General features: G+C 64.8%; 19 protein-coding genes. 13 read left to right on the forward strand and 6 right to left on the reverse strand.

Annotation, left to right across the window (positions count from 1 at the left end; translation table 11 throughout):
* The first annotated feature begins 2 nt into the window (after positions 1-2).
* Together AC4BBN_RS21790 and AC4BBN_RS21795 are read left to right on the forward strand one after the other, a co-directional pair.
* Complete coding sequence (locus tag AC4BBN_RS21790; RefSeq protein WP_490594127.1) at positions 3-1,178, forward strand: acetyl-CoA C-acyltransferase; 1,176 nt, start codon at positions 3-5, stop codon at positions 1,176-1,178.
* A gap of 115 nt (positions 1,179-1,293) precedes the next feature.
* Complete coding sequence (locus tag AC4BBN_RS21795; protein WP_490594128.1) at positions 1,294-2,187, forward strand: LysR family transcriptional regulator; 894 nt, start codon at positions 1,294-1,296, stop codon at positions 2,185-2,187.
* Here the strand turns inward: AC4BBN_RS21795 and AC4BBN_RS21800 are convergent.
* Both AC4BBN_RS21800 and AC4BBN_RS21805 read right to left on the reverse strand, forming a co-directional pair.
* On the reverse strand, positions 2,177-3,505 hold the full coding sequence (locus AC4BBN_RS21800) for a glycerate kinase type-2 family protein (protein ID WP_490594129.1): 1,329 nt from the start codon (positions 3,503-3,505) through the stop codon (positions 2,177-2,179). The genes AC4BBN_RS21795 and AC4BBN_RS21800 overlap by 11 nt on opposite strands.
* A gap of 6 nt (positions 3,506-3,511) precedes the next feature.
* Positions 3,512-4,810 (reverse strand): MFS transporter, encoded by a 1,299-nt coding sequence (locus tag AC4BBN_RS21805; protein ID WP_490594130.1) that lies wholly within the window; start codon positions 4,808-4,810, stop codon positions 3,512-3,514.
* A 268-nt stretch (positions 4,811-5,078) separates the two neighbouring features.
* Between AC4BBN_RS21805 and AC4BBN_RS21810 the strand changes: the two genes are divergently transcribed.
* Both AC4BBN_RS21810 and AC4BBN_RS21815 read left to right on the forward strand, forming a co-directional pair.
* Positions 5,079-5,285, forward strand: a complete 207-nt coding sequence (locus AC4BBN_RS21810; RefSeq protein WP_490594131.1) for a hypothetical protein — start codon at positions 5,079-5,081, stop codon at positions 5,283-5,285.
* A 15-nt stretch (positions 5,286-5,300) separates the two neighbouring features.
* Positions 5,301-6,230 (forward strand): glutathione S-transferase family protein, encoded by a 930-nt coding sequence (locus tag AC4BBN_RS21815; RefSeq protein WP_490594132.1) that lies wholly within the window; start codon positions 5,301-5,303, stop codon positions 6,228-6,230.
* On the opposite strand, the gene AC4BBN_RS21820 is transcribed toward AC4BBN_RS21815, so the two are convergent.
* The gene (locus AC4BBN_RS21820; RefSeq protein WP_490594133.1) at positions 6,227-6,958 is read right to left on the reverse strand and encodes a DUF1223 domain-containing protein; all 732 of its coding nucleotides are present in this window, start codon (positions 6,956-6,958) and stop codon (positions 6,227-6,229) included. The two genes, AC4BBN_RS21815 and AC4BBN_RS21820, sit on opposite strands and share 4 nt — an antisense overlap.
* Positions 6,959-7,139: 181 nt before the next feature.
* Between AC4BBN_RS21820 and pgm the strand changes: the two genes are divergently transcribed.
* Together pgm and AC4BBN_RS21830 are read left to right on the forward strand one after the other, a co-directional pair.
* Complete coding sequence (gene pgm, locus AC4BBN_RS21825; RefSeq protein WP_490594134.1) at positions 7,140-8,780, forward strand: phosphoglucomutase (alpha-D-glucose-1,6-bisphosphate-dependent); 1,641 nt, start codon at positions 7,140-7,142, stop codon at positions 8,778-8,780.
* Between the two features lie 94 nt (positions 8,781-8,874).
* Complete coding sequence (locus AC4BBN_RS21830; RefSeq protein ID WP_490594135.1) at positions 8,875-9,612, forward strand: sulfite exporter TauE/SafE family protein; 738 nt, start codon at positions 8,875-8,877, stop codon at positions 9,610-9,612.
* Between the two features lies 1 nt (position 9,613).
* Here the strand turns inward: AC4BBN_RS21830 and AC4BBN_RS21835 are convergent, their stop codons facing one another.
* The 3 genes from AC4BBN_RS21835 to AC4BBN_RS21845 are packed head-to-tail and all read right to left on the reverse strand — an operon-like array spanning position 9,614 to position 12,995.
* Positions 9,614-11,059 (reverse strand): aldehyde dehydrogenase family protein, encoded by a 1,446-nt coding sequence (locus AC4BBN_RS21835; RefSeq protein ID WP_490594136.1) that lies wholly within the window; start codon positions 11,057-11,059, stop codon positions 9,614-9,616.
* Entirely contained in the window at positions 11,056-11,478 is a 423-nt protein-coding gene (locus AC4BBN_RS21840) for a YybH family protein (protein ID WP_490594137.1), read from the reverse strand. Before AC4BBN_RS21840 ends, AC4BBN_RS21835 begins: the two co-directional genes overlap by 4 nt.
* A gap of 5 nt (positions 11,479-11,483) precedes the next feature.
* Complete coding sequence (locus AC4BBN_RS21845) at positions 11,484-12,995, reverse strand: purine-cytosine permease family protein (RefSeq protein WP_490594138.1); 1,512 nt, start codon at positions 12,993-12,995, stop codon at positions 11,484-11,486.
* 201 nt (positions 12,996-13,196) lie between these two features.
* Between AC4BBN_RS21845 and AC4BBN_RS21850 the strand changes: the two genes are divergently transcribed.
* The 7 genes from AC4BBN_RS21850 (at position 13,197) to AC4BBN_RS21880 (ending at position 20,104) form a co-directional block, all read left to right on the forward strand.
* Positions 13,197-14,129, forward strand: coding sequence for a LysR family transcriptional regulator (locus AC4BBN_RS21850; protein WP_490594139.1), 933 nt, complete (start codon positions 13,197-13,199; stop codon positions 14,127-14,129).
* A gap of 7 nt (positions 14,130-14,136) precedes the next feature.
* On the forward strand, positions 14,137-14,484 hold the full coding sequence (locus AC4BBN_RS21855) for a winged helix-turn-helix domain-containing protein (protein ID WP_490594140.1): 348 nt from the start codon (positions 14,137-14,139) through the stop codon (positions 14,482-14,484).
* 42 nt (positions 14,485-14,526) lie between these two features.
* Positions 14,527-15,201, forward strand: a complete 675-nt coding sequence (modB, locus tag AC4BBN_RS21860; protein WP_490594141.1) for a molybdate ABC transporter permease subunit — start codon at positions 14,527-14,529, stop codon at positions 15,199-15,201.
* A gap of 23 nt (positions 15,202-15,224) precedes the next feature.
* A complete protein-coding gene (gene modA / locus AC4BBN_RS21865) occupies positions 15,225-15,959 on the forward strand; it encodes a molybdate ABC transporter substrate-binding protein (RefSeq protein ID WP_490594177.1) in 735 nt (244 codons plus the stop codon).
* Complete coding sequence (locus tag AC4BBN_RS21870; protein WP_490594142.1) at positions 15,956-16,735, forward strand: ABC transporter ATP-binding protein; 780 nt, start codon at positions 15,956-15,958, stop codon at positions 16,733-16,735. Before modA ends, AC4BBN_RS21870 begins: the two co-directional genes overlap by 4 nt.
* Before the next feature lie 105 nt (positions 16,736-16,840).
* On the forward strand, positions 16,841-19,198 hold the full coding sequence (locus AC4BBN_RS21875) for a Tex family protein (protein WP_490594143.1): 2,358 nt from the start codon (positions 16,841-16,843) through the stop codon (positions 19,196-19,198).
* Between the two features lie 78 nt (positions 19,199-19,276).
* Positions 19,277-20,104: an HDOD domain-containing protein gene (locus AC4BBN_RS21880; protein ID WP_490594144.1), complete on the forward strand. Its 828-nt coding sequence runs from the start codon at positions 19,277-19,279 to the stop codon at positions 20,102-20,104.
* Positions 20,105-20,115: the final 11 nt, after the last annotated feature.

A 20,115-nucleotide genomic window follows, 5' to 3' on the forward strand; every position in this document is an offset into this window, starting at 1 on the left:
ACATGACCGCCGCCGTAATCGTCTCCACCGCCCGTACCCCTCAGGCCAAAAGCTGGAAGGGCTCTTTCAACATGACCCATGGCGCCACCCTGGGTGGCCACGCGGTACAGCACGCCATACAGCGCGCCGGCATTGAGGCGGCCGAGGTCGATGACGTGATCATCGGCTGCGCTACGCCGGAAGGCGCCACGGGCGCCAACATCGCCCGCCAGATCGCCTTGCGCGCCGGCTGCCCGGTGACCACCTCTGGCGTCACCGTGAACCGCTTTTGCTCGTCCGGCCTGCAGACCATTGCCATGGCGGCCCAACGCATCATTGCCAACGAGGGCGATGTCTACGTCGCCGGCGGCGTGGAAAGCATTTCCTGCGTGCAGCAGGAGATGAACATCCACATGCTGAACGACCCCTGGCTGGTAAAGAACAAGCCCGAGATCTACTGGAACATGCTGCAGACCGCCGAAACCGTGGCGCAGCGCTACGGCATCACACGCGAGCAGATGGACGAATACGGCGCCGCCAGCCAGCAGAAAGCGGTGGCAGCCTTGGCCGCTGGCCTTTTCACCGCCGAGATCGCCCCCATCACCGTGACCATGGGCGTGGCCGACAAGGTGCGCGGCCTGTTCACCAAAGAGGTGACCGTCAGCCAGGACGAAGGCATACGCGACGGCACCACCAAGGAAGGCATCGCCGGCCTGCGCTCGGCTTTGCCCGGCGGCCTGATTTCGGCCGGCAACGCGAGCCAGTTTTCCGACGGCGGCGGCGCCGTGGTGGTGATGAATGAGACGCTGGCCAGCCAGCGCGGCCTGCAGCCGCTGGGCCGCTTTCTGGGCTTTGCGGTGGCCGGCTGCGAGCCGGACGAGATGGGCATAGGCCCGGTGTTTGCCATCCCCAAGGTGCTCAAGCGCCTGGGCTTGAAGGTGGAAGACATCGACCTGTGGGAGCTGAATGAAGCCTTCGCCGTGCAGGTGATCTACTGCCGCGACAAGCTGGGCATTCCGGCCGACCGGCTGAACGTGAACGGCGGTGCGATTGCCGTCGGCCACCCCTACGGCGTGAGCGGCCAGCGGCTGACCGGCCACGCGCTGATCGAAGGCAGGCGCCGGGGCGCCAAGCGGGTGTGCGTCACCATGTGCATAGGCGGCGGCATGGGCGCGGCGGGCGTGTTCGAGGTTCTGTAGATCGAATTGCTATTGAATAGATAGCTGCTTGCGCAAGTATTACCTGCGCTAGCGGCCTATTTCTTTTAAATGCGATGGTGCCGGTTCTGTGGGGCCTGCGGGCCATAATCCCCGCATGGAACTCCACCAACTCCGTGCACTTTTGGCCGTGGCCCGCAGCGGCCAGCTCGTCAGGGCGGCCGACCAGCTGCACCTGACCCAGTCCGCGCTGTCCAAACAAATCAAGAGCCTGGAAGACGAACTGGGTGTGCTGCTGTTCGCCCGCACGCCCACCGGCATGGTGCTGACAGGGGCAGGGCGCCGCCTGCTGCCGCTGGCCACGCAAACCCTGGACTCGGTACAGGACATAGCGGCACTGGCCGCCTCGATGCGCGGCACCGTGGCTGGCGGGCTGCGCCTGGGCACCATCATCGACCCGGACTCCATCCGCCTCGGGGCCTTGCTGACGGCGCTTCTGCAGTATTACCCGCAGGTAGACGTGTCGCTGCAGCACGGTATCTCGGGCGGGGTGCTGCAAATGCTCCGAGACGGAGAGGTGGACGCCTGCTTCTACCTCGGGCCACTGAAGGACACCGACATCGCCGTGCGCCAGCTGCTGCTGGAGCATTACGTGGTCATCGGGCCAGCCGCCTGGGCCGAGCGCTTACATACAGCCGGCTGGGAGGAACTGGCCGCCATGCCCTGGCTGGCGTCGCCCCCAGGTGGCTCGCAGTACGGCCTGGTGACCCAGATGTTTGCGGAGCGGGGTTTGGCCTACCGCACCGTGGTGCAGGCCGACCAGGAGGCATCGATTCTGGAGCTAGTGCAGGCCGGCGTGGCCCTGGGCCTGATGCGTGAACGCACGCTGGCCTCGGCGCTGGAGACCGGGCAGGTGGTGGCTTGGCAGGGTGCGCGCCTGGCCTGCCCGCTGTCGCTGCTGTACCGACGCTCAAAAGAAGATTCGGCAACCTTGCAGGCCTTGCTGGCCACCATCGATAGGGTGTGGCCGGGGGATGGCGTCAGCCCTTAGCTGCGTCGATCACGATGGCGCGAAAGTCGTTCACATTGGTCAGCGTGGGGCCAGTGATGACCGAGTCGCCCAGCCCCTGGAAGAAGCCGTGGCCGTCGTTACGGTCCAGGCTGGCCTTGGGGTTGATTCCCTGGGCCCAGGCGCGCTCCAGGGTGTCCGGTGCCAGCGTGGCGCCGGCGATTTCTTCCACACCGTCCACGCCGTCGGTATCGCCCGCAATCGCATGCACGCCGGGCAGGCCGTCCAGCGCCACCGCCAGTGACAGCAAGAATTCCACATTGCGCCCGCCACGGCCGTTGCCGCGCAGGGTGACCGTGGTTTCACCGCCCGACAACAGCACGCAAGGCGTCTGGAAGGGCTGGCCGTGCAGCACGACCTGCCGGGCCATACCGGCCATGGCCTTGCCCAGGTCGCGCGCCTCGCCCTCCAGGCTGTCGCCCAGGATGTAGGGCGTGTAACCGGCCGCACGCGCCACCTGGGCAGCGGCCTCCAGTGCGATCTGCGGCGCGGTGATGGTGCGGGTAAGGTTGGCGTCCAGCCGTGCATCTTCGGGCTTGATGCTTTCGCCCTGGCCGCTTTCCAAAAGCGTGCGTGCCGCAGGTGGCAAGGCAATCTGGTAGCGATTGACGATGGCCAGCGCATCCGCGCAGCTGCTGGCATCCGCCACCGTGGGGCCGGACGCGATATTGCTGGGCGCGTCGCCCGGCACGTCGGAAATCAGCAAAGTGTGTACGCGCGCAGGGTAACAAGCTGCGGCCAGCCGCCCGCCCTTGATGCCGGACAGATGCCGGCGCACGCAGTTCATCTCGGAGATGCTGGCGCCACATTCCAGCAGCGCGCTGTTCACGGCCTGCTTGTCGGCCAGCGTTAAACCCTGGCCGGGTTCCACCAGCAGCGCCGAACCGCCGCCCGATATGAGGGCGATGACCAGGTCGTCAGCGCTCAGGCCCGCCACCAGCTGGCGTATGCGCTGGGTGGCGTGTGCACCGGCCGCGTCGGGCACTGGGTGGGCGGCTTCGACAATCTCGATGCGCTGGCAAGGCACGGCGTAGCCGTAGCGGGTGATGACCAAGCCCTCCAGCGGGCCGTCCCAATGCGCTTCCAGGCTGTGCGCCATGGCCGCCGATGCCTTGCCCGCACCGATCACGATGGTCCGGCCCTTGGGGCGGGCGGGCAGGTGCGGCGGCAGGCACAGCGCGGGCTGTGCGGCGGCGATGGCGGCGTCAAACAGGCTGCGCAGCAGAGCGCGGTGGTCGGCGGAAGAGGGCGTCACGGGGCGGTTTCCTTTCCGCACGATTGTCGGTGCAGCGCGGCGCATGCCGATTCAACGCCCTGCTTGCTTGCGGGTGGCCAGCAGTACCAGGATGCCGCCCAGGAACAGGCTGCCGGCCAGCACATACAACCCCGCCGTGGTGCTTCCGGTGGCGTCCTTGATGCTGCCCACCATGAAGGGGCTGACGAAGCCGGCCAGGTTGCCCAGCGCGTTGATCAGGGCGATACCAGCGGCGGCCGCCGAGCCGCGCAGCATGGCGGTGGGCAGGGTCCAGAACAAGGGCAGGCTGGTCAGAATACCCATGGTGGCCAGGCTGAGTGCGGCCATAGCCAACACAATGTCGTTGCCAAATAGGCCACTCAGCACCAGGCCCAGGCCGCCAATGAAGGCCGCGCCAGAGGTATGCAGGCGGCGCTCGCCGCTGCGGTCCGAGCTGCGGCTGGCGACCACCATGGCCACAGCGGCCAGGCCATAGGGAATCATGGTCAGCAGGCCCACGTCCAGCACGTCCTTGACGCCCGCGCTCTTGATCAGCTGCGGCAGCCAGAAGCTGATGCCATACAGGCCCATGATGCTGCAGAAATAAATGCTGGCCATCAGCCACACCTTGGGGTTGCCAAACACCTGCTTCAGGCTGTGGTCGCCCCGGCCGCTTTCGTCACGGCGGATGTTGTCTATCAGCAGCTGCTTTTCCTCCTTGGTCAGCCATTTGGCACCAGCGATGGAGTCCTCCAGGTAGAAGAAGACGCAGATGCCCATGAGGATGGAGGGAATGCCTTCCAGCAGGAACAGCCACTGCCAGCCATGCCAGCCGTTTACACCGGCAAAAGCCTGCATGATCCAGCCTGACAGCGGCCCGCCCACCACACCCGACAGGGCAATGGCGGTCATGAACAAAGCCACCACGCGGGCACGCCGCTCCATGGGGAACCAGTAGGTCAGGTACAGGATGATGCCGGGGAAGAAGCCAGCCTCGGCAATGCCCAGCAGGAAGCGCAGCACATAGAACATAGCCGGCGTGGTGACCAGCATCATGGCGGACGAAATCACGCCCCAGGTCACCATGATGCGGGCAATCCACACCCGGGCGCCGGTGCGGTGCAGGATCATATTGCTGGGCACTTCAAACAGAAAGTAACCCACAAAGAAAATGCCCGCACCCAGGCCGTACACGGTTTCGCTGAACTTCAGGTCGGTCAGCATCTGCAGCTTGGCAAAGCCAACGTTTACCCGGTCCAGATAGGCCACGACGTAGCAAAGAAACAGGAAGGGAATCAGCCGCCAGGCGACTTTGTTGTACGCCGATTTTTCGAGCGCGCTGCCCGAGGCGGTGGAGGGTAGGGGGGCCATTGTTGTTTGTCTCCGTAAGAGGGAAATGTGTCTGCTGCCATCAGCTTGCGCGCAGTCTAGTGGCGTCTGCTCTGGACATCGCATGACATATCGGCAACCACATCTGGATGCGGCGGAATACCCTTGCTGGACAAGGACTTACGCGGCTCCTCAAATTGCCCATTAGCGCAAACCCCTAGGCGCACCCCGTGCCAGGTGCCCAGGTAAACCCTGGGTAAAAACGGCCGAACCGTGGCGAACCGAACCTGCTTTCGTTACAGTGGTTGGCATGTTGAACCCTAAAACCATCGCCAGGCTTGAAAACACCATCTGGGTCCTGTTGTACGGCGGGTTTCTGACCCTGGTGCTGGGCCTGTTCACCCAGCGCGCAGACGACGAGCTCGGCCTGAACCTGGTGGTGGGCGGTGGTGCTGCTGCGGCACTGGGCGCGGTGCTGATCTATGTACGCTCCCGCGTACGCTCTAGCGACGAATAGCGGAAGGTATTTGCCATGGCCGACCTGATCCTGCACCACTACACCATCTCGCCGTTCTCTGAAAAAGTCCGCAAGGTACTGGCCTACAAGCAGCTGGACTGGCAGTCGGTCACCGTGCCCAGCATCGCGCCCAAGCCGGACGTGGTGGCCCTGACTGGCGGCTACCGCAAAACCCCGGTGCTGCAGATCGGCGCCGACATTTACTGCGACAGCGCGCTGATCTGCGACGTGCTGGAGCATCGCCAGCCCAGCCCATCGCTGTCGCCCCCGTCGCACAAGGGCCTGGCCCGGGTGCTGGCGCAGTGGGCAGACACCACCTTGTTCACCGCCGCCATGGCCTATTGCTTCCAGCCGCGCGGGCGCGAACAGCTGTTTGGCCACGCGCCGCCAGAGGTGGGCCTGGCTTTCGCCGAGGACCGCGCCAAGATGCGTGGCGGCGTGCCGCACCTGCGCCCGGGCGATGCCACGTCGGCCTACAAATCCTATTTACGCCGGCTGGCCAGCATGCTGGAAGACTTGCCCTTTCTGGTGGGCACAGCGCCCTGCCTGGCGGACTTTGCCGCCTACGCGCCGTTATGGTTCACCCGCTTTAACGTGCCAGCGCTGGCGCCCATTCTGGATGCCACGCCGAACGTGCTGGACTGGATGGACCACATGGCGGCGCTGGACCACCCGCCCGTACAACAGCTGAGTGCGGAGGATGCCGTCGCGCTTGCTGCGCAATCCACGCCGCTGCCGCTGGCGCCCGAAGTGTTCCAGGACGACCATGGCATCCCGCTGGGCAGCCGGGTCAGCATCCAGGCCGAAAGCTTTGGCCCAGAAGCCAGCGAAGGCGAGCTGGTGGCCGCCACCCGCATGCACATCACCCTACGCCGCGAAGATGGGCGGGCCGGCACCGTGCATGTGCACTTCCCGCGCATAGGCTATGTGCTGAAGGCAATTTAACAAGGCGCAGTGATGGCCTGCAGCGTCTTGCCCGTCTGCGGGTCGAACACCACCAGATTGATCTGCCGGCTGTGATCCGGTGTGCTGGTAATGCTGCGGAAAGTCAGTCGCTGCGCAGCCTCGCCGGTGTAGACGCCTGCACCGGTGTATTGGCGCACCACAAAATCGTGCTGCAGAAATTCGCCCGCGTTTTCACCGGCCTGCACCTTGGAGCTGTAGCCGTTCTCCGTCACCGTCCAATACGCCGACCAATGTGCGGGCGCACCGGCCACCGGCGTCACCGTGGCCTCGAACTGGTCAGGCCCCAGCTGGCGCAGGCTGATCTGGGCCAAGCCGGGCTCGGCGGCCTGCTTGTCCAGCGTGCCGCCCCAGTTTCGCCAGTCCTTGCCGTCCAGTACCGCCTGCGGCGTGTAGATGGAGCTTTGCCGGTTCCACGCGGCCACCTGACGCTGCCGCACCGTGTGGGCGGGTGTGGCGAACCGGTCCACCCAGCCCAGCTGGTCCCAGTAGCCCACATGGAAGGCCTGCACCACGGCTGACTGGCCCTTCAGGTGGCTGAGCCACCGGTCGGCCGGCGGGCAGGAGCTGCAACCCTCAGAGGTGTACAGCTCCACCACCGGCAGCTTGTTGCGGCCAGACTGCAGGCTGCAAGTATTCTCTGAAGAAAAAGCGGCTCCAGCGCAGACAATACCTGCGCTAGCAGCTACGAACTTGATAGCACCCCACATAGACGGCTCCTGAAAATAGTCATAGGCTTTGGTCGCAGCAGGCCGCAAAGTCTTACAGGCTTACAACTGGAAACACATGCGCAGGTAGATACCCTGCGATCGGCCAAGCTCCAGAGCTTGGGCACCGGATTGCTGTGGTTCAATATTGTCGAGAACCACCCATCCAAGAACAGGACACTCCATGCCCAACAGCCCTCTGGCCGGACACATTGCGCCCACATCCATGCTGGTCAACCTGCCCCGGCTGGTAACCGCGTACTACAGCCTACAGCCAGACCCGGCCGAGTCCACCCAGCGCGTGGCTTTTGGCACCTCGGGTCACCGGGGCAATGCATTCAATGCCAGCTTCAATGAACACCACGTGCTGGCCGTGACCCAGGCCATCTGCATGTACCGTGAAAAAAACGGCATCACCGGCCCGCTGTTTCTGGGCATAGATACGCATGCGCTGTCCGAGCCGGCCGGTGCCACCGCGCTGGAGGTGCTGGCCGCCAACGGCGTACAGGTCATGCTGGCGGTGAATGACGACTACACGCCAACCCCCGCCGTGTCGCACGCCATCCTGGTCTACAACCAGGGCCGCACTACCGGCCTGGCCGACGGCATTTTGATGACGCCGTCGCACAACCCGCCCGAAGACGGCGGCTACAAGTACAACCCCACCAACGGCGGCCCGGCCGACAGCGACATCACCGGCTGGATCGAAAAAGCCGCGAACGAAATTCTGCAAAACAAGCTCCAAGGCGTGAAGCGCATGCCCTACGCCCAGGCGCTGAAGGCCAGCACCACGCACCGCCACGACTATCTTGGCCATTACGTGGCCGACCTGGGCAATGTGATCGATATGGATGCCATCCGCAGCGCCGGTGTGCGCATGGGCGTGGACCCGCTGGGCGGCGCAGGGGTGCACTACTGGGCCCGCATCGCCGAGAAATACCAGCTTAACCTGAGCGTGGTGAGCGAGCAGGTGGACGCCACCTTCCGCTTTATGAGCGTGGACTGGGACGGCCGTATCCGCATGGACCCTTCCAGCAAGAGCGCCATGGCTTCGCTGATCGGCCTGAAGGATAAGTACGACATCGCCTTTGCCTGCGACACCGACCACGACCGCCACGGCATCGTGACCAAGAGCGGCGGCCTGATGCAGCCCAACCACTACCTGGCGGTGTGCATCGACTACCTGTTCCAGAACCGCCCCGGCTGGAGCGCCCAGGCCGGCGTGGGCAAAACCCTGGTCAGCAGCAGCATGATCGACCGTGTGGCGGCCCGCCTAGGCCGTAACTTGTACGAGGTGCCGGTGGGCTTCAAATGGTTCGCAGCCGGCCTGTGCGATGGCTCGCTGGGCTTTGGTGGCGAAGAGAGCGCCGGCGCGTCCTTCCTGCGCCGCGACGGCAGCGTGTGGACCACCGACAAGGACGGGCTGATTCCATCCCTGTTGTCGGCCGAGATCATCGCCCGCACCGGCGACGACCCGCACCAGGCCTACCAAAAGCTGACCCAGGCCTTCGGCGCACCCGCCTATGACCGCATCGACGCACCGGCCACGCCCGAGCAGAAGAAGAAACTGGGCAAGCTCACGCCACAGCAGATCACCAGCTCGGAACTGGCGGGCGAAGCCATCACCCAGGTGCAAACCACGGCCCCCGGCAACGGCGCCAGCCTAGGTGGGCTGAAGGTGTCCACCGCCAATGGCTGGTTTGCCGCGCGCCCGTCTGGCACGGAAAACATCTACAAGATCTACGCCGAAAGCTTCCACGGTGAAGAGCACTTGCGCCGCATCACCCAGGAAGCGCAGGGCATTGTGGACAAGGCGCTGGCGTAACATAGCCACACTTTTGCTATGGTTTGGATAGCTTCTCGCGTAGGTAAATACTGCGCCAGAAGCTATTTTTATATATGAAATTTGAGGGGCCTGTGTGCTTGTATTGATTCTGGTGGCCGGGCTGTGGGCCGGTTTGCAAAATTCGCTGGCCGGTGGCGGCTCTTTTGTGACCTTGCCCGCGCTGATCTTGTCGGGCATGTCGCCTCTGGCGGCCAATATCACTTCCACGGTGGCGCTGTTTCCGGGACAGGTGACGTCCGGCTTTGCGGGCCGCAAGCTGGTCACGGGCGCGGGGACATTGCCGTTCTGGGCATTGCTGCTGGTAAGCGTGTTGGGCGGGGCGCTGGGCGGCCTGTTGTTGTTACACACCCCGTCGGACATCTTTACCCGCCTGGTGCCCTGGCTGGTACTGTTTGCCACCACGGTGTTTGCCTGGGGCAGCTTCTTTCGCAAGCCGGGTGAGGCTTCGGTACACATTGGCCCTGCGGGCGCGGCGTTGGCGCAATTTTTTATCGCCATCTACGGCGGCTATTTCGGCGGTGGCATTGGGTTTCTGATGATGGCGGCACTGACCATGGCCGGCTTGCCCACCCGCAATGCCGGCGCCACCAAGAATGCGCTGGCCGGGGTGATGAACGCCTCTGCCGTGGCCTTGTTCATCACCTCGCCGCAGGTGCAATGGCAGCCCGCGCTGGTGCTGGGCGCAGGAGCCATCGTTGGCGGCCTTGTCGGCTCCTGGGCGCTACACCGGGTGAACGAGCGCTACCTGCGCATCGCCATCGTCTGTATCGGCGTGTGCCTGACCATCGGCCTGTTCGCCAAACCTCTATGAACTAGCTGGGTGCCACGGTGTGGCGCAGCTCCTGAAAAGCCTGCAAACCCCAGGGCCCCAGTTCCCGGCCCAGGCCGCTGTGCTTGAAGCCACCCCAGCTGGTTTGCGGGAAGATCAGCTGTGGCGTATTGATCCACACCGTGCCCACCTCGAGCCCGGCAGCCACCTGGCGTGCGCGCGCCACGTCGCCCGCGACGATGGTGGCCACTAGGCCGTAGTCGCTGTCGTTGGCCACCGCCACGGCTTGGGCATCGCTGTCGATAGCGCGCACGCAGGCCACCGGACCGAAGACTTCTTCTTGCCACAGGGCCCGACTGTGCTCGGCGTGGCTGAACACCGTGGGCGCGATGGCGAAGCCGCCCAGGCCGGGCAGGGCGCTGCCGCCGGTGAGCAGCCGGGCACCGTCGGCTACGCCGGTCTGTATGCGCAGCAGCACGGCCTGCTGCTGTTTGCGGCTGATGATGGGCCCCAGCGTGGTGTCGGCATTCTGCGGGTCGCCGTGGCGCAGCGCTTGGGCGGCGGCCACAAAGCGCTCCACAAAGTCGGCGTACAGCGGCCGCGCTACGCTGATGCGCGAAGTCGCCGAGCACATCTGCCCGGCGTTGAAGAAGGCCCCGCCCACGGCCAGGTCCACCGCCTGGTCCAGGTCGGCATCGTCTAACACCAGCAACGAAGATTTGCCGCCCAGCTCCAGGCTGACGCGCTGCATGCGCGGCCCGCAAGACTGCAAGATGCGCTGGCCGGTGGAGTTGCTGCCGGTGAAAGACACCTTGGCAATGGCCGGGTGCTGTACCAGCGCCTGGCCCACAGCCCCAGCGCCATAGACCAGGTTGACCACGCCCGGTGGCAGCCCGGCGCTTGCGAAGATCTCCAGCAGAGCGATCTCGGCCAGGGGCGTGAGCTCGGACGGCTTCAGCACCACGGTGCAGCCCGCCGCCAGCGCCGGGGCCAGCTTCCAGGCGGTGGTGACCATGGGGAAGTTCCAGGGCACGATCAGGCCCACCACTCCAACCGGCACCCGCTCCAGCGTGGCCTGGAAAGCACCGTCCGGCAAGGCCACGGCCTGGGGCAGTAAGCCGGTACCGGTGCTACACAGGTCGGCGTAATAGGCCAAAGTAGCCACCACGTCCGACACGTCCAGCCCGGCTTCAAAGGCGGGTTTGCCGCTGTTCAACTGCTGCAAGGCTTCCAGGCGCGGGCGCTGGGCCTCCACCTGCTCGGCCATGCGGCGCAGCAGGGCACCGCGCTCGGCGGGTGCGGTGCTGCGCCAGGCCGGCAAGGCCCGCTGGGCGGCGCGCACGGCGGCATCCACCTGGGCAGTGCTGGCGCAGGCCACCTGGGCGATGGGTGCGCCAGTGACCGGGTTGGATATGCCGAACAGCTCGGCCTCGCCGGTGTGCCATTGGTTGTCAATCAGCACGCCCGTCACAGCTGTCTGCGCGCTCATACTGTCACCTCGGCGGCCACCGGCATGGGCGACAGGTGCTCGTGCACCGCCAGCCACTGGCCGTCGGCATAGCGCTGGAAGACGATGGTTTCGCGCTCGTCCAGGGCTATTTCTCCATCGTGCGTGCCCACCACGGTGTGTACCTGGTGGCAGAACACGCCCACCTCACCCAGCATCTGCACCGTGGCATCTTGCGAGCGGCACGACAGCACCCGAAAGCCGATGGCGCGCTCCCATTCGGCCCACAGCGCCTGGTAGGCCGCCCGCGTGGGCAGCACCGTGGCGTAGGTATGGAAGATAAAGCTGGCCTCAGGTGCAAAGGCCGCAAAGTAAGCCTGCGTATCGTGGCGAGAAAATGCATCTACCAACGTTCGGGCAGCTTGCAGTACGCCATCGGCGTGCGAAGGGGTTGTTGCCATGTTGCTCACGCGCGATATCCGACTGGGTTGCCCACCGCAACGGCCTGCTCTTCTGTGCGGGTGGGGGCAAAGTGCTGGGTCTTCAGCTCACGCTCGCTTTGCGCCACCACCACGGCCTCGGCGGCCAGGTCGAGCGAGCGGCTCAGGCCGTAATACACCAGGCCTGACAACACCAGGCCGACCAACCAACCCAGGTCCACGCCGCCTAACGCTTCAGCCGCCGGTCCGGTGTAGATGCCGGGCAGCACGAAGAAGGGCACGGTGGCCACAAAGCCAAGCAGGTAGGCCGCAATACCCCGTGCACCCCACAGGCCGTAGATGCCCTCGGGTTTAAACAAGTGGCTGATGGCGTAGCGGCCCCGGCGCACAAAGAAGTAGTCCACCAGGTTGATGGCCGTCCAGGGCACCAACAGGTAGAGCATTACCGTCAGCACGGCAAACAGGATGCCGATCGCGTCGCCGCTGATCGACAGCGAGATCACCAGCCACACCAGCGCCAGCGCCAGAATCGTCAGCACCCGCAGGCCTTTGCTGGGCGTGACCTTGCGTAATGAATCGATGGCCGTCACCACGGTCAGCATGCCGCTGTAGGCGTTCAGCCCCATGGTGGCCACCATCGCCGCCACCGAAGCCAGCGCGATGGCCGTGCCAAAGCCGGGGAACACCGCATTGCCCGAGGCATGCAGGGCCACCAGGCCGTCGGCTGCGCCCAGATGGGTTGCCAGCCAGGCACCTAGCGCAATCAGCCAGATGGCAGACGTGGACGCGCCCAGAAACACCGAGGCAATGATGGCCGACGGCCTGGTGTTGCGCGGCAGATAGCGCGAGTAGTCCGACACATAGGGTGCGTAGGTAATGTTGTAGCTGGCGCTGGCCGCAATCTGGGCCACAAATGCCACCCAGGTAAAGCCGCTGACAGCCGGAGCCGTGCCGCCCGCATGGCCCAGCAGGATGGCCAGCGTCAGCACTACATACAGCGGCAGGCTGATGACAAAGCACCACTGGAAGATGCGGTGCAGCCAGTCGTGGCCGTAGATGGCCAGCAGTGTGCCGACCACGGTGATCACCATCGCCACCTGGGTCTCGCCCCAGCCAAAAATCCCGTGCAGCCCACCGGCAACGAGCACCGTGTCCACTACATTGAAGCCAACAAATGTGAACAGCGTGCCGATCAGCACCAGCACCACCCCGCGGTAGCCAAACTGCGCCCGCGACTGGACCATTTGTGGCAGACCCAATTCGGCCCCCTGAGAGGCGTGGAAGGCCATGAACAGCGTACCGAACAAAATGCCGATAGCTCCTGCCAGCGCGGTGTAGCCCAGCGACAAGCCCATGCCCGGGCCGATGAAGCCGATTGCGATGGTGAAGAACTGGAAGTTACCCAGGAACCAGAACGGCCCCTGGTGGCTGACCTTGCCGTGGCGCTCGTTCTCAGGCACATAGTCGATGGAGCGGGTCTCGATGCCGCTCGCGGGGCCGGGAGGTTTGGGCGCGGTGCCGGAGGGATGTGCTGCCATGTTGCGGTGTTCCTTGGTGTTATGCGGGTGTCGAAATAAGCGCATTGAATGCCGTGGGAATGATAGGAATGGATGCCGCTTCGGGTCCATGTCAGCCTGCGTATGTAAACATCGATCCGCATCGATGTAAAAATAGTGGGAACCCTGTGAGTGCAGGGACCGCGTGTACCTATCCTTCTAATTTTTTAAGCGCCACATCCTATGCTGACCACCGTTTCCGACATGGACCTGCGGTTGATCCGCGTCTTTTTGGCCATCGTGGAGGCAGGCGGCCTGTCGGCAGCACAGGCCAGCCTGAATGTGGGTCAGTCCACCCTCAGCAGCCAACTGGCCACGCTGGAGACGCGCCTAGGCTTCACCCTGTGTGAGCGCGGGCGCGGCGGCTTCCGGCTGACCACCAAGGGCGAGCGCTTCGTGCAGTTGGCCCAGCGCCTGGTGTATTCGCTAAACGATTTCAGCGCCGAGGCCCGCAACATGGACCGCCAACTGGTCGGCGCACTGACCGTCGGCCTGATCGGCCATGCGCCCATGAACCAAAACGTGCGCATCGGCCAGGCGATTGCGCGTTTTCGCCAGCGCGACGAGGCTGTACGCTTTTCGCTGCTGGTGCGCGGCCCTAGCGAGCTGGAGGTGCTGCTGCTGGGCGGGCAGATCCAGGTGGCGGTGGGCTACTTTTGGCACCGCGTGCCCACTCTGGACTACACCCCCTTGTTCGTCGAGCGCCAGATTGCCTACTGCAGTCCCTCTCACCCGCTGGCCGCCCGCGCGGGCCAGGTGGCTCTGGAGGACCTGGTCGATGCCGACTGGGCCTGGCGCAGCTACCCGCTGCCCGAAGCCCGCCTGTCGGCCCCGAGCCGGCGTGTCACCGCCGTGGCCGACAATATGGAAGCTGTGGCCGTACTGGTACTGTCGGGCCGCCACCTGGGCTATCTGCCCGAGCATTTTGCGGCTCCTTATGTGCAGGCCGGCCTGCTGCTGGCACTGAACCCCAAAGAGCTGCACTACAACGTCACCTTCCACATGGCTGCGAAAAAGCGCGCCTACCTGGACGACATAGCCCGGGCCTTCATCGAAGACATGCGGCATGTGCACCTGGGCCTGCTGGCAGACGAAGATGTGCCCCAGAAAGAATAGGGCCACCATGCAATCCACCGTCCAGTTCCGCCTGCGTATTTACCGCGATGCCAGCATTGCCATCGGGCCGGGCAAGGTCGATCTGCTCGAAGCCATTGCCGCAACCGGTTCCATCTCCGCGGCCGCCCGGCAGCTAGGCATGTCTTACCGGCGCGCCTGGGTGCTGGTGGACGAGATGAACCGCGCCCTGGTGTCGCCCGCCGTGACCACTGCGGCTGGCGGCGCGCAGGGCGGGGGCACCGCGCTGTCGCCCCTGGGTGAACAGTTGGTGCAGCACTACCGCGCAGTGGAGCAGGCCGCCCGCACGGCAGCCGCTGCCGACATCGCCGCGCTGCAGGCGCTGCTGGCGCCCTGAACATTTCTTTCTCGCTATATACGGCTGGATACAATGCCTGCCATGCCCGCGCTCCTCGCCTCCATGGACTGGTTCCCCCTCGTCTTGTCGCTGAAAGTGGCGGCGGTGGCGACCTTGCTGGCAACGCTGCTGGGCGTCGCGCTGGGCTGGGTATTCGCCCGCAAGCAGTTCCCCGGCAGCACCGTGCTGGAGGCCTTTTGCATGCTGCCGCTGGTGCTGCCGCCCACCGTGATCGGCTACGCAATTCTGGTGGCCGCCGGGCGGCGCAGTCCGCTGGGCAGCTGGCTGCGGGCGCACTTGGATTACACGATTATTTTCAGCTGGCATGGCGCGGTGGTGGCGTCCAGCGTCGTCGCTTTACCGCTGGTGCTCAAGTCGGCCACTGCAGCGTTTGCGGGCGTGGACCGCTCGCTGGAAGCGGCTGCCAGCACGCTGCGCCAATCGGCTTTCTCGGTTTTCATGCGCGTCACGCTGCCGCTGGCCTGGCCGGGCATCCTGGCCGGCACGCTGCTGGCGTTTGCGCGGGCCATGGGCGAGTTCGGCGCCTCGCTGATGGTGGCTGGATCGATCCCGCAGCAGACGCAAACCCTGTCCATGGCCATCTACGACGCGGTACAGGCCGGGCAGGACGACAGGGCGCTGCTGCTGGTGCTGGTGACCTCGGTGCTGTCGATTGCGGTGCTGGTGCTGTCGAACCGATTTTTTTCTCTACGCTAACTGTCACGTTAAGGAAACCCATGATGCGTCTTTTCAGCCTGCTGTTGCTCTTGCCGTTTGCCGTGGGTGCCCAGCAGATCACAGTCTCCACCGCCGCCAGCCTGACCGATGCGTTCAAGGAACTCGGTCCCAAGTTCGAGGCCATCCAGCCTGGCGCCACCGTGCGCTTCAACTTTGCGGCCTCTGGCGTGCTGCTGCAGCAGATCAACCAGGGTGCGCCGGTGGACGTGTTCGTCAGCGCCGACCAGGACACCATGGACCGGGGCGCAGCCCAAAAACTGATCGACACCGACACCCGCAAGGACTTCGTCAGCAACAGCCTGGTGCTGATCGAGCCCGGCAAAGATGGTCTGGGCCTGAAAAGCCTGCAAGACCTGGCCGGCGCCAGCGTACGCAAGATCGCCATCGGCAAGGTCGCCACCGTACCCGCCGGCCGTTACACCAAGCAGGTGCTGGACAGCGCCCACCTGTGGACCGCCCTGGAGCCCAAGTTCGTGCAGGCCGACAACGTGCGCCAGGTGCTGGACTATGTGAGCCGTGGCGAGGCCGAGGCCGGCTTCGTCTACCGCACCGATGCCACGCTGCTGGGCGACAAGGTGAAGATCGTGCTGACCACCACCGGCCACAGTCCCGTGTCATACCCCTTAGCCATCGTTGCCGACAGCAAGCAAAAGGCCTTGGCCAAGAACTTCATCGCCTTCCTGTTCACCGATGCGGCGCAGCAAGTTCTCGCTAAATACGGCTTCGCTAAACCTTGATCGACATAGACATCCAGCTCACGGTCGCCGACCGCCGCCGGCGCTTTGACCTGGCCGTGCGCTTTTCGACAGACGCGCCGTTTGCAGCTCTGTATGGTCCCTCGGGCGCGGGCAAGTCCCTGACCCTGCAGGCCATTGCCGGCCTGCTCAAGCCCCAACGGGGCCATATCCGACTGGACGGCCGCAGCTTGTTTGACGCAGGGCAGGGCGTGTACATCCCACCGCCCCAGCGCCGCGTGGGCTATCTGCCGCAAAACTACGCGCTGTTCCCACATCTGTCGGTGCATGAGAACATTGCCTTCGGCCTGAAGTCCTGGCGCAAAAAGCGCCTTTTGCCGATTGAGCAGACCCATGTGCAGGCCTTGATGGACAGCTTCGGCCTGGCCGCCCTGGCAGACAGCCGGCCCATCACCCTGTCTGGCGGGCAGCAGCAACGTGTGGCGCTGGCCCGCGCCCTGGCCTGCCAGCCGCAGGTGCTGCTGCTGGACGAACCCTTTGCCGCCTTGCACCCCAGTCTGCGCCACAGCCTGCGCGAAGAGCTGGCCCAGGTGCGCCGCCAATGGGGCATACCGGCGCTGATGATTACCCACGACGTAGAAGACGTGCTGGCCCTGGCCGATGTGGCCTTTGTCTTCGAGCAGGGCCAGGTGGTGCAGCAGATTGATCTGCAGGACGCCAGCAGCCGCAGCCTGGCGCGGCAGGAGCTGGGCGGAGCAGGCCCTGCAGAGCCCACGGCTTTGCAACATAAGGTACGCAGTTTGCTATTGAATAAATAGCTGCTTGTGCAGGTTCTATCTGCGGCAGAGCTACTTTTTATATACAAAATATAGGGCAGGGCGGCTGTGGCAAACTCACGCCCCTTGCCTTATTAGTTCCCGCCCATGCAGAAAATCATCCGCCAGCTGGCCACCGAGATCCAAGTCCGAGAAGAACAAATCCGCTCCGCTGTAGAGCTGCTGGACGGCGGTGCCACCGTACCGTTCATCGCGCGCTACCGCAAGGAAGTGACCGGCGGGCTGGACGACATCCAGCTGCGCGAGCTCGAAACCCGCCTCGGCTACCTGCGCGAGCTCGAAGACCGGCGCGAGGCTATCGTTTCCAGCATCGAAGAGCAGGGCAAGATGACCGACGCGCTGCGCGTAGCGATCTTTTCCGCCGCCACCAAGCAAGAGCTGGAAGACCTGTACCTGCCCTTCAAGACCAAGCGCCGCACCAAGGGCCAGATCGCCCGTGAAAACGGCATCGAGCCGCTGGCCGACAAGCTGTTTGCCAATCCCACGCTGGTGCCGGCCGATGAAGCCCAGGCCTTCGTCAAAGCTGAAAAGGGTGAAAACGGTGACGACTTCACTACCGTGCAAGCCGTGCTGGACGGCGTGCGCGACATCCTCAGCGAGCGCTGGGCCGAAGACGCTGCGCTGATCCAGAACCTGCGCAGCTGGCTGTGGAATGAAGGCCTGCTGCGCAGCAAGCTGGCCGCAGGCAAGGACGAAAACAACCCCGACATCGCCAAGTTCCGCGACTACTTTGACTACGACGAGCCGATTGGCCGCGTACCCTCGCACCGCGCACTGGCCGTGTTCCGTGGCCGTGGGCTGGAATATCTGGACGCGAAATTGGTGCTGCCGGTCGAGCCGGAACCGGGCAAGCCGTCCCTGGCCGAAGGCCGCATTGCCATCCACCTGGGCTGGAGCCACCAGGCCCGCCCGTCCGATGATCTGATCCGCAAATGCGTGGCCTGGACCTGGCGCGTCAAGCTCAGCCTGTCCACCGAGCGCGATCTGTTCGCCAAGCTGCGCGAAGACGCCGAGAAAGTGGCCATCAAGGTGTTCGCCGACAACCTGCGCGACCTGCTGTTGGCCGCACCGGCCGGCCCGCGCGTGGTGCTGGGGCTGGACCCGGGCATCCGCACCGGCGTGAAGGTCGCCGTGGTGGATACGACGGGCAAGCTGGTGGAAACCGCCACTGTGTTCCCGCACGAGCCGCGCAAGGACTGGGAAGGCTCGCTGCACACCCTGGGCAAGCTGTGCGCCAAACACGGCGTGAACCTGATCGCCATCGGCAACGGCACGGCCAGCCGCGAGACCGACAAACTGGCCGCCGACCTGATCAAGCTGCTGGCCAAAATGAGCGAGCAAGCTGGTCTGCCGCCGGTGGAGGTGCAGAAAGTGGTGGTCAGCGAAGCCGGCGCGTCGGTCTATTCGGCCAGCGAATTCGCTTCTCAAGAAATGCCCGATGTAGACGTAAGCCTGCGCGGCGCCGCCAGCATTGCGCGCCGCTTGCAAGACCCGCTGGCCGAGCTGGTGAAGATAGACCCCAAATCCATCGGCGTAGGCCAGTACCAGCATGACGTGAGCCAGAACGACCTGGCGCGCAGCCTGGAAGCCGTGGTGGAAGACTGCGTGAACTCGGTGGGTGTGGACCTGAACACCGCCAGCGTGCCGCTGCTGAGCCGCGTCTCCGGCCTGTCCGCCAATGTGGCCAAGGCCGTGGTGCGCTGGCGCGAAGCCAACGGCGCTTTCAAAAACCGCAAGCAGCTGATGGACGTGAGCGGCCTGGGCGCCAAGACCTTCGAGCAAAGCGCCGGCTTTTTGCGCATTCGCGGTGGCGACAACCCGCTGGACATGACCGGCGTGCACCCCGAGACCTACCCGCTTGTCGAGCAAATCATTGAAGTGACCAAGAAGCCGGTCAGCGAGCTGATGGGCCGCGCCGAGATGCTGAAGACCCTGCGGCCCGAGCTGTTTGCCAACGAGAAATTCGGCGTCATCACCGTCAAGGACATCCTGGGCGAATTGGAAAAACCCGGCCGCGACCCGCGCCCGGACTTCAAGGTGGCCCGCTTCAACGACGGCGTGGAAGACATCAAGGACCTGGTCGAAGGCATGGTGCTGGAGGGCACGGTCAGCAACGTGGCGGCCTTTGGCGCCTTTGTGGACCTGGGCGTGCACCAGGACGGCCTGGTCCACGTCAGCCAGCTCAGCCACAAGTTCACCACCGACGCACGCGAGGTCGTCAAGACCGGCGACATCGTCAAGGTGCGCGTGGTCGAGGTCGATGTGGCCCGCAAGCGCATCGCCCTGAGCATGAAGCTGGGCGAAGCACCGGCCCGCCGGGATGGCCCTCGCGACAACCGCTTCGAAGGCGCCAGCCGTGGCCAGCAGCAGCCGCGCCGCGACAACGGCCCGGCGCCCCAGTCCGCCATGGCGTCGGCCTTTGCCAAGCTGCAGCCCAAGCGCTGATCGACTCGGTAAACCCCGCGCGACCATAGCGCACAGCAGGCGGTTTGCCGTACCATGTATACAAATGGAGACACAACCATGGAGTTGAAAGCGCTGCTGGCCTCTGAGCTGGCCTTGCCCTATGCGCCCAAGGTGGTGGCCATGTTTCTGAACGAGCTGGCCCATCCGGACCCCAACCTGCGGGTGCTGGGCCAACTGGTCGGCGCAGACCCGGTGCTGACCGTGCGCCTGCTGGCGCTGGCCAATGCAGCTGGCACGCCCATGGCTGGCCATGTCTACAGCATCCCCGAGGCGTTGGCCATCCTGGGCACCGAGCAATTACGCGGCCTGGCGCAAACTGCCACGCACAGCCTGGGCCCGCAGACGCTGGCCAGTTTGTCGCTGCCGCAGTTCTGGCATTTCAGTGTGGACGTGGCCAAGCTGTCCCGCGCATTGGCCGGCACCATACGCAACAACCCCTGCACCGCCTATGCGGTTGGGCTGGTACATGCGGTGGGCGAATTGGCAATGCACATCGCCATGCCCGAGGAGATGGAGGCGCTGAACCAGACCCAGCCGCCATTCGACCTGCGCCGTGCCCGGCTGGAACACAAGCGCCTGGGCTATAGCTATGCCGATGTATCCGCCGGCCTGGCGCGCCAATGGCAGCTGCCTGAGCGCCTGGTGGACGCGCTGCAGTACCAGATCGCACCGTTCGACAACGAAAGCTACGAACCCCTGGCGGGCGTGCTGCACCTGGCCGCCTGGCGGGTACGCGCCAAAGAGGGCGCGCTGGACGACAACGCGCTGGCCGTCAGCTTTCCCGGAGAAGTCGGCGTGCCCCTGGGGCTGGACATCGACATCGTGCTGCAGCAAGACCCGCTGGACTGGCACGACCAGAGCGCACCGTTCCTGCCGCGTCTCTAGTTCTATTTGCT

Source organism: Rhodoferax sp. SPJ21, from assembly GCF_058216335.1.